This window comes from Paraburkholderia sp. SIMBA_054 (genome assembly GCF_046534875.1).
GTDB classification, from domain to species: domain Bacteria; phylum Pseudomonadota; class Gammaproteobacteria; order Burkholderiales; family Burkholderiaceae; genus Paraburkholderia; species Paraburkholderia hospita.
Genome location: NZ_JAWRXV010000004.1, coordinates 219,385 through 233,258 on the forward strand (window position 1 = coordinate 219,385; position 13,874 = coordinate 233,258).

General features: G+C 62.1%; 11 protein-coding genes. 5 read left to right on the forward strand and 6 right to left on the reverse strand.

What is annotated here, in order from left to right; genetic code table 11:
* Positions 1 to 28: 28 nt before the first annotated feature.
* From SB822_RS07010 to SB822_RS07030, 5 genes are all read right to left on the reverse strand, one after another.
* Positions 29 to 1,528: an aldehyde dehydrogenase family protein gene (locus tag SB822_RS07010; RefSeq protein ID WP_007735717.1), complete on the reverse strand. Its 1,500-nt coding sequence runs from the start codon at positions 1,526 to 1,528 to the stop codon at positions 29 to 31.
* A 36-nt stretch (positions 1,529 to 1,564) separates the two neighbouring features.
* Positions 1,565 to 2,707: an acyl-CoA dehydrogenase family protein gene (locus SB822_RS07015; RefSeq protein ID WP_410854389.1), complete on the reverse strand. Its 1,143-nt coding sequence runs from the start codon at positions 2,705 to 2,707 to the stop codon at positions 1,565 to 1,567.
* 24 nt (positions 2,708 to 2,731) lie between these two features.
* Positions 2,732 to 3,670: a cupin domain-containing protein gene (locus SB822_RS07020; RefSeq protein WP_410854390.1), complete on the reverse strand. Its 939-nt coding sequence runs from the start codon at positions 3,668 to 3,670 to the stop codon at positions 2,732 to 2,734.
* Positions 3,671 to 3,737: 67 nt separating this feature from the next.
* Positions 3,738 to 4,643 carry a fumarylacetoacetate hydrolase family protein gene (locus SB822_RS07025; protein WP_410854391.1) on the reverse strand — a complete coding sequence of 302 codons (906 nt, stop codon included), beginning with the start codon at positions 4,641 to 4,643 and terminating at the stop codon, positions 3,738 to 3,740.
* On the reverse strand, positions 4,640 to 6,319 hold the full coding sequence (locus SB822_RS07030) for an FAD-dependent oxidoreductase (protein WP_410854392.1): 1,680 nt from the start codon (positions 6,317 to 6,319) through the stop codon (positions 4,640 to 4,642). Before SB822_RS07030 ends, SB822_RS07025 begins: the two co-directional genes overlap by 4 nt.
* A 438-nt stretch (positions 6,320 to 6,757) precedes the next feature.
* Between SB822_RS07030 and SB822_RS07035 the strand changes: the two genes are divergently transcribed.
* The 5 genes from SB822_RS07035 to SB822_RS07055 all read left to right on the forward strand — a co-directional run bounded on the left by SB822_RS07035 (position 6,758) and on the right by SB822_RS07055 (position 13,062).
* On the forward strand, positions 6,758 to 8,413 hold the full coding sequence (locus SB822_RS07035; RefSeq protein WP_410854393.1) for an MFS transporter: 1,656 nt from the start codon (positions 6,758 to 6,760) through the stop codon (positions 8,411 to 8,413).
* A gap of 137 nt (positions 8,414 to 8,550) precedes the next feature.
* Complete coding sequence (locus SB822_RS07040; RefSeq protein WP_410854394.1) at positions 8,551 to 9,300, forward strand: electron transfer flavoprotein subunit beta/FixA family protein; 750 nt, start codon at positions 8,551 to 8,553, stop codon at positions 9,298 to 9,300.
* Complete coding sequence (locus tag SB822_RS07045) at positions 9,300 to 10,229, forward strand: electron transfer flavoprotein subunit alpha/FixB family protein (protein WP_114221861.1); 930 nt, start codon at positions 9,300 to 9,302, stop codon at positions 10,227 to 10,229. Before SB822_RS07040 ends, SB822_RS07045 begins: the two co-directional genes overlap by 1 nt.
* 119 nt (positions 10,230 to 10,348) lie before the next feature.
* Positions 10,349 to 11,827: an MmgE/PrpD family protein gene (locus SB822_RS07050; protein ID WP_410854395.1), complete on the forward strand. Its 1,479-nt coding sequence runs from the start codon at positions 10,349 to 10,351 to the stop codon at positions 11,825 to 11,827.
* On the forward strand, positions 11,824 to 13,062 hold the full coding sequence (locus tag SB822_RS07055; protein ID WP_410854396.1) for a multidrug effflux MFS transporter: 1,239 nt from the start codon (positions 11,824 to 11,826) through the stop codon (positions 13,060 to 13,062). The genes SB822_RS07050 and SB822_RS07055 overlap by 4 nt, the downstream gene beginning before the upstream one ends.
* Before the next feature lie 57 nt (positions 13,063 to 13,119).
* Here the strand turns inward: SB822_RS07055 and SB822_RS07060 are convergent, their stop codons facing one another.
* The gene (locus tag SB822_RS07060) at positions 13,120 to 13,857 is read right to left on the reverse strand and encodes a glucose 1-dehydrogenase (RefSeq protein ID WP_410854397.1); all 738 of its coding nucleotides are present in this window, start codon (positions 13,855 to 13,857) and stop codon (positions 13,120 to 13,122) included.
* Positions 13,858 to 13,874: the final 17 nt, after the last annotated feature.

Genomic DNA, 13,874 nt, shown 5'->3' on the forward strand with positions numbered 1-13,874 from the left:
CATGTCTGTTCGCAACCCTGCGGGTTGGTCAGTTGTTCAGGTTGATCGCCACCGCTTTGACTTCGGTGTAAAGCTCGATCGCCTCGAAGCCGCGCTCGCGGCCCCAGCCTGACTGTTTATAGCCGCCATAAGGCAAGCTCGCGTCGGGCGACGACAGCGCGTTGACGTTGACAATGCCCGCCTGCATGCGGCGCGCCATCTTGTGCGCGCGCCCGATGTCTTTGGTCCAGATGCTGGCCGCGAGACCGTAGGTGGATGCGTTTGCGGTAGAAGCGATCCCGTCCAGATCGTCATCGTCGAATGACATCGCGCAGAGCACCGGTCCGAAGATTTCTTCGTCGTGCACCTTCATGCCGGGTTTTACGCCCGTCAGTACGGTCGGTTGCACAAAGAAGCCACGTTCGCCCGACGACCCGCCGCCCGTGTAGAGCGTCGCGCCCTCTTCCTGCCCGCTATGGATGTAACCCGCGACGCGGTCCAGCTGGCGTCGTGAGATCACCGGGCCCATCTCCGTTCCAACGTCGAGACCGTGACCCATCTTCATGCTGTTGGCGCGCTTTGCGATCAGTTCCAGCATCGGCTCGAATGCGCGCTCGTGGACATAGAGCCGCGACCCCGCCGCGCAGATCTGCCCCGCATGAAAGAAGATCGATGAACACACACCTGCGGCGGCGGCTTCGAGATTCGCATCGGGAAACACGATCACAGGCGACTTGCCGCCGAGTTCCAGCGACACGCGTTTGAGGTTGCCGCTCGCTGCCTGCAGGATGCGCCGCCCCGTTTCGCCGGAGCCAGTGAACGCCACCTTGTCGACATCCGGATGCGCAGCAATAGCCGAACCGACGGGATTGCCAAAGCCTGTCACAATGTTCAGCACGCCCGGCGGAATGCCCGCTTCCAGCGCGAGTTCGCCGAGCCGCAACGCCGTCAACGGCGTCTGCTCCGACGGCTTGAGCACGACGACACAACCTGCTGCGAGCGCAGGCGCAATCTTCCACATCGCCATGTTGAGCGGAAAATTCCAGGGGATGATCTGCCCTACAACGCCCACCGGTTCACGAAGCGTATAAGCATGCCATTCGCCCGCGAGCGAGACGTTCGGTGTCTGGCCGCCCATCTTCGTCGTCCAGCCCGCCATGTAGCGCAGCATCTCGACGATCCCGGCCACGTCGCCGTTACGGCAGAACGGCAAGGGCTTGCCGCTGTTGATGCATTCCAGTTGCGCGAGTTCGTCGCCGTTGGCTTCGATCAGGTCGGCAAAGCGCAGCATCATCCGCGTGCGCCCGGACGGCGTGACCTTTCGCCACGAACCCTCCAGCGCGCGACGCGCCGCCTCGACTGCACGATCGACGTCGGTCGCGCTCGCCTCGGCAACCGTGGCGATCACTTCACCCGTCGCGGGATCGACGACGTCGGTGCGCTTGCCGCTATCCGACGCGACCATACGGCCATCGATCAACAGCTGATGTTCGCGGGAAAGAAAGGCCCGTGCCGCTTCACCCAGCGCCGGATGAATACTCGTCGTCATGTCAGTGTCCTTGATCGTCAATGTAGGGGTATCGCATCATTTGCCGAGCAACTGCCGGGCAATGATCAGCCGGTGGATTTCGTTAGTGCCTTCGAGAATCTGGTTCAGCTTCGCGTCGCGCATGAAGCGCTCGACGGGATACTCGGTCGAGTAACCGTATGAGCCATGCACCTGGACAGCTTCGAGCGCTGCTTCCATCGCGACGTCGGTGACGTAGCACTTCGCCATCGACGAAAGCAGCGTGAGCCGGCGGGTGTCACCCGCGTCGATTTCCTGTGTGCTCGTGTAGAGCAGCGTGCGGGCGGCCTCGATTTTCATCGCCATGTCGGCAAGCTTGAACTGGATAGCCTGAAAATCGCCGATCCGCTTGCCGAACTGACGGCGGTCCTTCGCGTAGCGCACTGATTCATCGAGTGCCGCCTGCGCCAGTCCAAGCGACGACGCCGCGACGGAAGGCCGGTTCAGATCGAGAATCTTCATGCAGGCCTTGAAGCCGTTGCCTTCCTCGCCGAGCAGACAATCGGCGTCCACGCGCATGCTCTCGAAGAACACCTGATAGCTAGGCGAACCATGCCGTCCCATCTTCACTTCCTTGCGGCCGACCTTGAGACCAGGCGTTTTCGTGTCGACGAGGAACACGCTGATGCCGTCGTGCCCGCGCCCTTCCGACGTGCGCGCGAACACGAGCATGTAGTGCGCTTGCGCGGCCCACGTGATCCAGCTCTTCTGCCCTTCGATCACGTACGAGCCGCCGTCACGGCGCGCCGTCGTGCGGATCGCGGAGACGTCCGAGCCCGCCTCGGGTTCCGTGATCGCAACGGCAGAAATGGTCCGGCCTTTCGCGGCTTCGGGCAAATAGCGCGCCTTCTGCGCATCAGTGCCGAAATGCAACAGCGGCAAGATGAGTCCAATCGAGTTGTTTGCGCACAGCGTCGACGCAGCGAGCGACACCTTGCCGATTTCTTCCTTTGCGATACACACGGACGTCAGGTCGCCGCCCGGGCCGCCGTACTCTTCCGGCACCCACATCTGCAGGAGACCAAGATCGCCGAACACCTCGACCAGGGTGTGCGGAAAGTCGCGCGTCTCTTCCATCGTGGCGACGAGAGGTCGCACCTGTTCATCGGCGACCCTGCGGACCATTTCCCGCAGCATCTCCTGTTCTTCGCTGAACTTCACATCGTTCTCCTCGTATGCATCACGTCAGAGCATGGTCACGTCGCGAAAGCCGAGTGCGCGCATCGCCGGCTCGTCGCTCACGCGAATCAACTGCGACTGTTTGGACAGGCTTTCGATGCTGAATGCGTGCCAGCAAGGAATGACAATGACGTCTCCGCGCGTCAGTTCGACAGTGCCGAGTTGTTCGACCGTCATGCGCACATTGCCGCTCAAGACGGTGTAAATGCTGTTGTCGATGCGCGGACGCTGTTCGTGCTGCGCGCCCTGCGTCAGTCCGATCGACTGCACGCCGATGGTCTTCAGGCAGCCGGTGTCGAGGTCGAAGGTTCCCTGTTCCAGCGCGCCGCGCTCCAGGTCGGCGCGCTTGTGGCGCATCGGCGAATCCGGCTCGTGTCCCGTCACAGGCTCGTTGCGTTGCGGGTAATCCTCGAAAAACATGCACTCGAGGTTCTGTACGAACGGCACGTCGAGGAAATCGATCCAGAAAGCGGGCTCGTCGCCGAAGTTGCTGTGGCCGTGCCAATGCCACGAAGGCGTGAGCACCACGTCGCCGGGCGCCACATCGATGCGCACGCCATTGACGATCGTGAAGGTGCGCTCTCCCGCGTCGAGGATGAGCCGCAGCGCGTTGGGCGAATGACGGTGCGAACGCGCTGTCTCGCCCGGCAGCACGAGCTGATAGGCGGCCACCAGATTGCGGCAGGTCGGATAGATGTTGTCGGCAATCGGATCGACCATGATCAGGTTGCGGCGCTCTGCCTGCTCGGGCGAGACGAACGCGCAGGCTGCATCCAGCGCGGCGCGCGCATCGGCATAACGCCACACGGCCGGTACGAAACGCGGACGCGGCGTTGGCCACATCTGCGGCGCTTTCTTGGCCCAGCCCGGCGACAATGCGCGCGCATGCAGGTCCTCGAAGAAACCTTCTGGCGCAGTGGGCGCCTGCGTGACGGTTTGTGACATCACTGTCCTCTATTCGTTTCGTCCAGCACGGACGACATTGAAACGCGTGGCGGCAAGCGCGTTCGCATCACACCGCAAGGCCGGCTTTCGCTTCGTCCCATACCGGGTGATCGCCAAGCTCGCCTTGACGCACGCGCAGCTTCATCGAGCCGACACCGTCGATCACGATCTCCAGCACGTCGCCGTCCCCGACGGGACCGACACCCGCTGGCGTGCCGCTCGCGATGATGTCGCCAGGTTCAAGCGTCATCACGGCCGAAGACATCGCGATCATTTCGGGAATGTCGACGATCAAATTGCGTGTCGACGCGGATTGCCGCTCCTCGCCGTTGACCAGCAGACGCATTTCGATGTTGCCGAAGTCGGCGATTTCGTCGGCGGTCGTGATCCATGGTCCCGTCGGGCAGAACGTATCGAACGACTTGCGCATCACACGCTCTTCCTTGCCGCGCACCACCATGTCGAGCAGACACGTGAATCCGAACACGTAGTCGTGGCTTTCAGCGCGCGTCACACCGCGTCCGCGCTTGCCAACGATGATTCCCAGCTCGCATTCGTGATGAATCTGACGGCCCGCGAGAGGCGGCAACACGATGTCGTCGGCGGGACCGCTCAGGCTCGAATTGGCCTTCAGGAAGAAGCCCTGACCGCTCGCCTTGTACGTCGAGATCACGCTGCTGCCGTTGCCGTGCTTCATTTCGTCGATGTGCGCGTGATAGTTCGCGGGGAACGCGATAACCTTGTTGGGCCATTGCACAGGCGTTTCGAGCCGCACTTCGCCGAGTGGCCTGCCTTCGCGATTCGCCAACGCGTCGAGCAACGTAGAGCCGCGTTCCGCCCACTCCGCAATCAGGCGCACCATGCCGACGGGCGGCCACGTCCCGGGCACCGCGCCCGCCAGATCGCTGACATCGATGACGCGCTCGCCATCGACGATGCCGATGCGGCCTTTGTCGAACGTAACGAGTTTCATCGCGTGGCCACCTCTTCGGACACGACCATCTCGGGCCTCACGGGGTACTTGCCGCGAATCACGTCGATCAGCGCCTGAGGGTCTTCCGGCGCCGTGTCGGCGCGCCACGCCACGTGTCCATCGGGCCGCACGAGCACAAGTGCGCGTTCGTATGCCGCGCGCGCCGGCTCATTATCGATATCGACCACGTTGAACGGGACGCCCGCCTGGTCCGCGGCGTCACGCAGCAGGTCGACGGTAAGCGACCGGTCAAAGCGAAGCAGTACGAAGGCCTGACCGAACAGATCGAGCGTCGAGCGGCCAGGTTCCAGCCATACGTGCGGGGCGCGATGACCGGGACGCGAAGTCTGCACATAAGTGCTGACGGTGTCCTCCGGTTCGGGCGTCCCGTCGGGTAACACGATCGACGAACCCTCGTAGCGGAAGCCCAGATGAATGCCGATCGTGTACCACTCACGCTTCATCATCCTGGTGTAGGCGTCGCCGAAAATACGGCGGGCCTCGTCGCCTGCTTCGCCGGGTTCGAACACAGCGGCACTCAGGTTTTCTCGCGGCGTGAGCATCAACTTCAGGTTGCTGGTCGCCTCGTTGACGTTTCGGATCGCCACCGGACGGCGCTCGAGTTCGTACGTGTCGAGCAGGTGTTCCCCACCCCAACCCTGGACCATCGCCTGCAGCTTCCAGCCGAGATCCACGGCATCCTGAATGCCCATGTTCATGCCGAAGCCACCCGTCGGCGAGGTGATGTGCGCAGCGTCGCCGGCGATCTTCACGCGTGCCGTCCCATAGTTGTCGGCGACGAGTTGACGGCGAATCCACGGCATCACCGAGATGATCCTGAACTCGAAATCGTCGCGGCCCACCGCGCGGCGGAATGCGGCTGCCACGTCGTCTTCGGACAGCGTGCGCATGGTCCCATCGCCGACGATAGAAAAGCGCCACCAGTCACATCCGTTGATCGCGACCACCGTGCTCCAGGTGCCTTCCGGCCCGATAAAGATGTAGCGATAGCCCGGCTTTTTGTCGTGCAGCGCTTCGAGCCCTTTGCACTCGATGATCGCGTTCGTCGTGTAGGTCAGCGCAGGAGTACCCGTCATGCGGATGCCCAGATTTTCCTTCACGCGGCTCGCGCCGCCGTCGCAGCCCACGACGTACTGGCATTCAATGGTCTCTTCCGCTCCCGATGCGAGATCGCGCACGGTCACGGTGACGCCGTCATCGCGCTCTTCGTGCGACACGTACTCAGTGCAATAACGAACCTGAACGTTGCCTGTCTTCCTGGCGAAGCGCGTCAATACGGGATCGAAGAAGTTTTGCGGGCAGCGTTCGCGCTTTTGCGGACTTTGCTCCGGCCGCGCTTCGTCGCGTACGCTCGGAAAGGGCTCGCGGCCGAATTCATAGCCGCCCGCAAGCTGCGAAACCCACGCGTAGTCCTGCGGATAGTCGCGGTTATAGCCCGCGTTCTCGACATCGTCGACGATTCCCCAACGACGGCAAAACTCCATGGTGCGGATGCCGACCATGTCCATCTTCGGCTGGAAGACGGTTCCGTCGCTCCGTTCGATCAGCACACAGGGAATACCCCGCCAGCCGAGATCGCCCGCAAGGGAAAGACCGATCGGCCCCGCTCCGACAATGACGACCGGGGTGCGCCCGATCGCGTCTATTTGCGCCATAGCTGAATGCTCCATCATGCTCTACGTGTCGTATGAACTTACGTCGCACCGCTACGCTTCCCGACAGCGGCACCTCGATGTGAAGCCACTCTAGCAAGCACTCCCGGGCCTCGACCAATACTGTTTGTGAAGGAATTCAGAGGATTTCCCTCTGACATGCAGACAAGGTTCTTCCTCTCACTGGATCGGAAAAACGTATTGGTGGCGAGCCAATGTGCATGGCTATCCTGTGAAACAGTCGTCCGGTCGACACAGTCCGGCGCCCGATAAAAGACAAGATCAGGAGACACAGTCCCATGCCAGCCAGCCGTTTCGATTAGTCGCATCGCGCGACATGTTTCAGCAGCTCGGCCTGCCGGCAAGTCCGGACGCGTGGCCGTCGATTCGCCGGTGCGCCGTGGACACTTCCCGACGGCGCCTCTTCTCCAAAGGCTCGCCATGACGACGCATGAACGCCCCTGGTATCGCTGGTATGTACTGTTCATCCTGACGCTGATCTATGCATTCGGCTACATTGATCGCCAGATCGTGACCATCCTCGCGCCCTATCTGAAGAGAGACATGGGCATTTCCGACGCGCAGCTCGGGTTGCTGTATGGCACGTCTTTCGCGCTCTTCTACTGCGTGTTCGGTATTCCCCTCGCCCGTCTCGCTGACGGCTGGAGCCGCGTGCGCACACTCGCGCTCGGTCTTTCATTCTGGTCGCTGATGACCGCCCTCTCCGGCCTGTCGCGCAACTTCGTGCAACTCGGCACCGCACGCATCGGTGTCGGCATCGGCGAAGCGAGTGCTACGCCTGCCGCCGTTTCGCTGCTCGGCGACTACTTCGAACGCGCACGGCGCGGTACGGTGCTCGCACTCTATTCTGTGGGCGTGTATGTCGGTGCCGGCGCATCGCTCGCGATAGGTGGCTCGATCGTATCGGCCTGGGAACACACCTATGTGCACGGCACCGCGCCACTCGGTCTCACGGGATGGCAGGCGTCGTTCATTGGCGTCGGCGTACCGGGCATGCTGTTCGCGCTGATCGTGCTGCTGACGATTCGCGAGCCGGTGCGTGGCCGGCTCGATGCCGTGCCGGCCAGGAAAGACCCGCGTCCGTTCGCTCATGCACTGCGCGATCTCGGCTCGATGGTCCCGCCGTGGAGCTGGCTGCGTCTGCAGGCCCTCGGCGCGCCGCGCCGGGAATATCTGCGTAACTTCGTCTACCTGCTGTGTTCCGTTGCGTTGGTGGTCGTGGCGACATGGGGCACCAACCAGGTGCTCTCCGCGGGTCACAAGGCCGTGATCGCAACGGTCGGCGGCTTCGATGTCACCAGCAACCTCGTACAGTGGATTGCGATTGCCGTCGCGTTATACGTCTGCTCTAACTGGTACCAGGCCACGCGGCTCGGCGACGCCTACGCGCATCGTCTCATCACGGGATCACGGACCTTTGCGGCCGTCACTGTCGCCGGTGCATTTCTCGCGTTTGCGATGAATGCCGTCAACGCCTTCGTATTCGTCTACGCAAGCCGCAATCTCGGGCTTACCGCGCAAGCGGGCCTGCATCTGGGCATGATCGCGATCATCGCGGGCGGCGCGGGAATCACTGCAAGTGGTTATCTGTGCGACTGGGCCAAGCGCAAACACCCCTTTGGCCGTCTATATTTCGTCTGCGTGACCGCGTCGGCCTTCAGCGCGGCGAGCGTGCTGCAATACCTCACGCATAGCGTCACGCTGTTCTATTGCGCATATGCCGTCGCGACGTTCTTTGTGCCGATGTGGTTTGGTCCGCTTCAGGCGACGACACAAGACCTCGTCATTCCGCGCCTGCGCGGCACGGCCTTCGCCGCGTTTTCGCTGGGACCCAACATTTTCGGTCTTGGCCTCGGTCCGTATTTCGTCGGACTCGTCAGCGACGCTTCCGGTGACCTTCGGCTTGCAATTCTTTGCGCCATCGGCGTGCTGCCCATATCCATCGGTGCACTGCTGTTTGCCAGCCGTTCGCTGTTGCACGGAGAAGCCGCTGCTCACGCTGAGCTCGAACGCTTCAACGCCGAAACGGGCGAAGCCGAGCTCGTGGAAATGGGCGGACCGCAACTCACACACTGACCGTTTCGTCTCGCACCCGACCCGATACTTTTTCTCGATCGTTCGACAGGATTAAGCGATTGGAATTCGTCGACGGTAAGTGTTCAACTTTGTTTCTGTCTCTCACGGATAAGGACTCAGGCAATGAGGTCGTCAGCATGAAGGTATTGGTTACAGTCAAACGCGTCGTCGATCACAACGTGAAGGTGCGCGTCAAAACGGACTGCAGCGGCGTCGAACTCGACAACGTGAAAATGTCGATCAACCCCTTCTGCGAAATCGCCGTCGAAGAGGCCGTGCGTCTGAAGGAAAAAGGTATCGCGACGGAAGTCGTGGCCATCTCCATCGGACCCGCTGCCGCGCACGAGCAATTACGCACAGCGCTGGCGATTGGCGCAGACAGAGCGATTCTGGTCGAAACGGCAGAAAAACCCGGTGCGCTGGCCGTCGCCAAGCTCCTGAAGGCGGTTGTCGAGCGCGAGCAACCGCAACTCGTGCTGCTCGGCAAGCAGGCTATCGACAGCGACAACAATCAGACGGGCCAGATGCTCGCCGCCTTGATGGACTGGCCGCAAGGCACATTCGCTTCGGCCATCGACGTCACGGCGCAACGCGTGACGGTTACACGGGAAGTAGACGGCGGCCTGCAAACGGTCTCGCTGAAGTTGCCCGCCGTCGTGACGGCCGACCTGCGACTCAACGAGCCGCGTTACACGACGCTGCCCAATATCATGAAGGCGAAGAAGAAGCCATTCGAAACGCTGGCGGCGAGCACGCTCGGAACGCCCATCGACACGACGCTCAGAACACTGCGTGTCGAACCTCCGGCGGAGCGCAGCGCGGGCGTCAAGGTGGAATCCGTCGCGCAACTGGTCGACAGGTTGAAAACGGAAGCAAAGGTGATCTGATGGCCATTCTCGTAATCGCAGAACATGCGAAAGGCGCGCTCGGCGCGGCGACATTGAACACAGTCTCGGCCGCTCATGCGATTGGCGGCGACATCACGATGCTGGTGGCGGGGCATCAGGTGGAGGAGGTCGCGCAGCATGCCGCCCGCATCGCGCACGTCAAGACGGTGTTCGTCGCCGACCATGCAGCGTATCTGCATCAATTGCCGGAGAATGTTGCCCCGCTCGTCGTATCGCTAGCGGCGAGCTTCAGCCACATTCTCTGCGCTTCAAACTCACAGGGCAAAAACGTGTTGCCGCGTATCGCGGCGCTGCTCGATACAGATCCCGTTTCAGACGTCGTCGCTATTCTTTCCGGCGACACGTTCAAGCGTCCCATCTATGCGGGCAATGCACTCGCGATCGTGCAGTCATCCGCACCGGTCAAGTGCGCGACCGTGCGTGCAACTGCATTCGAGCCAGTGGATGCAACGGCTGGCAACGCGGACATCGTATGCGTCGAGTTCGCGATGGATGCTGGCACATCGGCTTTCGTCGACGAAAAGTTGGCGAACTCGGATCGCCCCGATCTGAATGCCGCTGCGATCGTCGTGAGCGGTGGCCGCGGCATGCAAAGCGCCGAACAGTTCTCTCTGCTCTACCCGTTGGCCGACAAGCTCGGCGCAGCCGTGGGCGCGTCGCGCGCGGCCGTTGATGCCGGCTTCGCGCCGAACGATCTGCAGGTCGGACAGACCGGGAAGATCGTCGCGCCGCAGTTGTACATCGCGGTCGGTATTTCCGGTGCGATTCAGCATCTGGCCGGAATGAAAGACTCAAAGGTGATCGTCGCCATCAACAAGGATGCGGACGCGCCGATCTTCCAGGTTGCGGACTATGGTCTCGTCGGCGATCTGTTTGAGGCGCTGCCGCAACTGCAGGCTGCGCTTTGACTTCAAGGTCTTGAACGAGAGCCTCGCCTCGTCATGTGAGGGGCGAGGCTGGCATCCATTGCAACGCATGCCGACCGCTTTAACCGCTTGCACCACTGCCTCCTTCAGGAGTTGCCGACATGACCACACTGACGCAAACACTCGCAGATTTCGCCGTTCAAACGCGTTTCGAAGACCTGCCCCAACCTGTCGTGCACGAAGCCAAACGCCTGCTGCTCGACACGATAGGCTGTGCGCTCGGTGCAATCGAAACGACAAGCGGCAAGATCGCGCTGGAATACGTGAGCATGCTCGGCGGAACGCCCCACGCGACCGTCGTGGGATCAGACCGGCGCAGTTCGGCTACGGCTGCCGCCTACGCAAACGCGCGCCTCGCCAATGTGCTCGATGCCGACGACACCTTTCCCACTTCGACGCACTTCGGCAACGCGACCGTGTTCTCAGCACTGGCGTTGGCGGAACTGGATAAGCGTAGCGGCCGCGACCTGCTCGGCGCAATCGCTGTGGGCTTCGACGTCGGCGCGCGGATCGGCAGCTGGATGGGCGCGCCGATGCAGATCGAAAACGGCAAGGTGATCGGCTGGAATGAACTGGGCGGCCCGGCGGCGACCATTACGTGGGCCGCGATTGGTGCGTCAACGCATATTGCGCGTCTGGACTGTCGGCAGGCCAATCACGCATTCGGTATTGGCGGCAGTAATTCGCCTCAACCCACGTTGCGCAAGTGGGCGGAATCCATCGAACAGCCGATGTACAAGTACGCCGACGCGGGCTGGTGCGCGGAGATCGGTGTTTCGTCCGCACTGCTGGCGCGATTGGGCAGCACGGGCTTCAAGGATATTCTCGACGGCGAGAATGCGTTCTGGAAGTTCTACGGGTCACCTACCCATGACGACCACGCACTGCTGGCAGGGCTCGGCACCGAATGGCAGATTCTCAATACGACCTATAAGCCTTGGCCCTGCTGTCGCTGGATTCATCATCCGTTGACCGCGTTTGCGCAATTGCTCGATCGGCATGCTCTGCGGCCAGATGAAATCACACGTGTAGTGGTACGCGCCAATCCGTTTGCCCTTACGCCAATTTTTCGTGAGCAGCATCCTCGCGATCTGCTGAGCGCCGAGTTCAGCCACGCGCACGCGCTCGCCGCGCTGGCGCACGCGATTCCAGCGGGTCCGCGCTGGTACGCAGCCGCAACGATGGATGATCCGCGCATCGCCGCGCTCCGCGAACGTGTGACCGTTGTGCCCGAACCATCATCGTCGAATATCGCCGAATGGATGACGGGCGGCCAGTGGCGTGGCGTGCCGGGTGGTGTCGACATTCACGCGCGCGGGACGATCTTCAGCGCGACCGCCGACAACGCGATCGGCGATCCGTGGACGGGCGCGACCCGATTCACCGACGAGCAGATCACGCGGAAATTTGGTGTGATGGTCGGTCTCGATGTCAACGGCGACGGCGGCGACGAACTTCGGCGCGCGGCGCGCGACGTCGCTGACGTGGTCATGTCACTCGATGAATTGCCCGTCGAGCGTCTTACTGCCAGCCTTGACGCACTATCCCGGTCGATGCGTGCGCAGGGAGTCGAAGCGTGAGCGAAACCGGCCATGCGGACGCTACTGCAACCGATATCGAGGCGCGCGCCGCTGTGCCGCTCCTGCTGACGCCACCCTTCTTCATGCTGGTCTGCATTACGCTGTGCGGCACGTTTCCGCTACATGTGTTCATCCCTGCGTTGCCATCGGCGGCGCATGATCTCGGCGCTTCGACGTCATCCATTGGCGCGACCATCACGCTCTATGTGATCGGTTTGTCGATCGGACAACTGGTGTATGGCCCGCTTTCCGATCGATACGGCCGACGGCCCGTGCTCCTGGCCGGCCTCGTGCTTTTCACACTCGCCAGTCTCGGCGCGGCCATTGCGCCGACGCTCGAAGCGCTCGAATTTGCACGTGTCGCCCAGGCGTTCGGTGGATGTTCCGGTCTCGTGCTCGGCCGCGCCATTGCGCGCGACGTCAGCGGTGCGATCACGCTGATCCGCAGGCTTGCTTCGCTCAGCATCGCTATGGCGGCAGCAACGGCCATCGCCCCCGTGATCGGCGCGCTACTGGTCGAGCATCTTGGGTGGAGAGCCATTTTCTTTGCACTCAGCGCGGTCAACGCAACCGTCCTGCTGTGCGTCTGGTTCACGGTTCCAGAAACGCGCGCGGTCTCGGGTCATCACACGTTGGCTCGTTATCTGGCTGGCTATGCACGCCTGCTCAGATCGCCTGCGTTCGTCTCGCACACTCTTGGCGGCGCAAGCGCGGGCACGGGGATCTATGCGTTCCTCTCCGCTTCCCCGTTTATTCTCGAGTCGCATTTCGGACTCTCGGGAGCGGCGTTTGGCTGTGCATATGGTGTGCTGGTGGTCGGACTCGCATGCGGGCAGACCACGGCGAAACGGATTGCGGGCAAAGTGCCTGCGCGCACCGCGCTGATCTCGTCGAGTCTCATCATGGCGGCAGCGGCCGCGAGTCTTGTGGTTGCGTATGCGGCGCACGAATGGACGGTCGTGACTGTCATGGCGCCGATGATCGTCATGTTCTACGCGACTGGCCTGTCCAGCCCTTTCGCGATCAGCGGTGCGCTCGATGTCGATGCGTCGGTGGTGGGTGCGGCGGCGGGACTCTACGGCAGTTTGCAAATGGGCTACGGCGCGTTTTGCACGGCTGCGGCAGGCCTCTGGCCGGATAATCCCGCCGTATCGATGATCGCCACCCTGGCTTTGTCCAGCGCAATCGCGTGGCTTTCGTTCAGGTCTGCGCCGCGCCCATTGTCTGCGAAGTGAAGCGATAAACAGACTGCCGATCGAGCTCCCGCGCCGTAGCGATGACCGGCGCCGCGATCAAGCCACTGCACCGCCGTCTACCGGCAACGACACGCCGACAACAAAGCTGGCCGCGTCAGAACACAACCATGCAATGCATTCGGCGACTTCTTTGGGTTCGCCTATGCGGCCCAACGGATTCATCGTTCTGGCCAGCTCAGGCAGACGTTCTCCGAATTTGCTTTCGACAAAAGGAGTCTGCACGAGGCCTGGGCACACCGCGTTAATACGTATGCCACACGGTGCGTAGTCGATGGCCGCCGACCGGGTCAGTCCGAGCACGCCGTGCTTGCTGGCTGTGTAGATAGCAAGCCGCGGCTTGCCCACCAGTCCCGTGCGCGACGAGACATTGACGATCGCGCCGCGGCCGGCTGGCAGCATCGCGCTAATTTCGTGTTGCATCGATAGCCAGACGCCACGCAGATTGATCGATATCAGGCGCTCCCATTGTTCACTTGAAGCATCGACCAGATCGATGGACGTTTCGGACACGCCGGCGTTGTTGACCGCGCAGTCGATCCGCCCGTATTCACTCATGGTCCGCGCGACCATTGATTCGACGGAAGCCGGGGAAGTGATATCGGTTTCCACGAACAACGCTTTCCGACGCTCGTGGCCGAGGCGAGTCGCAAGCGCATTGCCCTCTTCGCGGCAACGGTCGGCGATTACGACACATGCGCCTTCGCTCGCCAGCAATTCCGCAGTCGCCTTGCCGATTCCGGACGCACCGCCTGTAATCAATGCGATCTTGTTCAAGAAGCGCGGCGTGCTGC

Bases quoted from the DNA above. Each gene is read 5' to 3' on its own strand.
- SB822_RS07050 (WP_410854395.1), top strand. From the start codon at position 10,349: ATGACCACACTGACGCAAACACTCGCAGATTTCGCCGTTCAAACGCGT.
- SB822_RS07035 (WP_410854393.1), top strand. From the start codon at position 6,758: ATGACGACGCATGAACGCCCCTGGTATCGCTGGTATGTACTGTTCATC.
- SB822_RS07010 (WP_007735717.1), bottom strand. From the start codon at position 1,528: ATGACGACGAGTATTCATCCGGCGCTGGGTGAAGCGGCACGGGCCTTT.
- SB822_RS07030 (WP_410854392.1), bottom strand. From the start codon at position 6,319: ATGGCGCAAATAGACGCGATCGGGCGCACCCCGGTCGTCATTGTCGGA.
- SB822_RS07040 (WP_410854394.1), top strand. From the start codon at position 8,551: ATGAAGGTATTGGTTACAGTCAAACGCGTCGTCGATCACAACGTGAAG.
- SB822_RS07020 (WP_410854390.1), bottom strand. From the start codon at position 3,670: ATGTCACAAACCGTCACGCAGGCGCCCACTGCGCCAGAAGGTTTCTTC.
- SB822_RS07045 (WP_114221861.1), top strand. From the start codon at position 9,300: ATGGCCATTCTCGTAATCGCAGAACATGCGAAAGGCGCGCTCGGCGCG.
- SB822_RS07025 (WP_410854391.1), bottom strand. From the start codon at position 4,643: ATGAAACTCGTTACGTTCGACAAAGGCCGCATCGGCATCGTCGATGGC.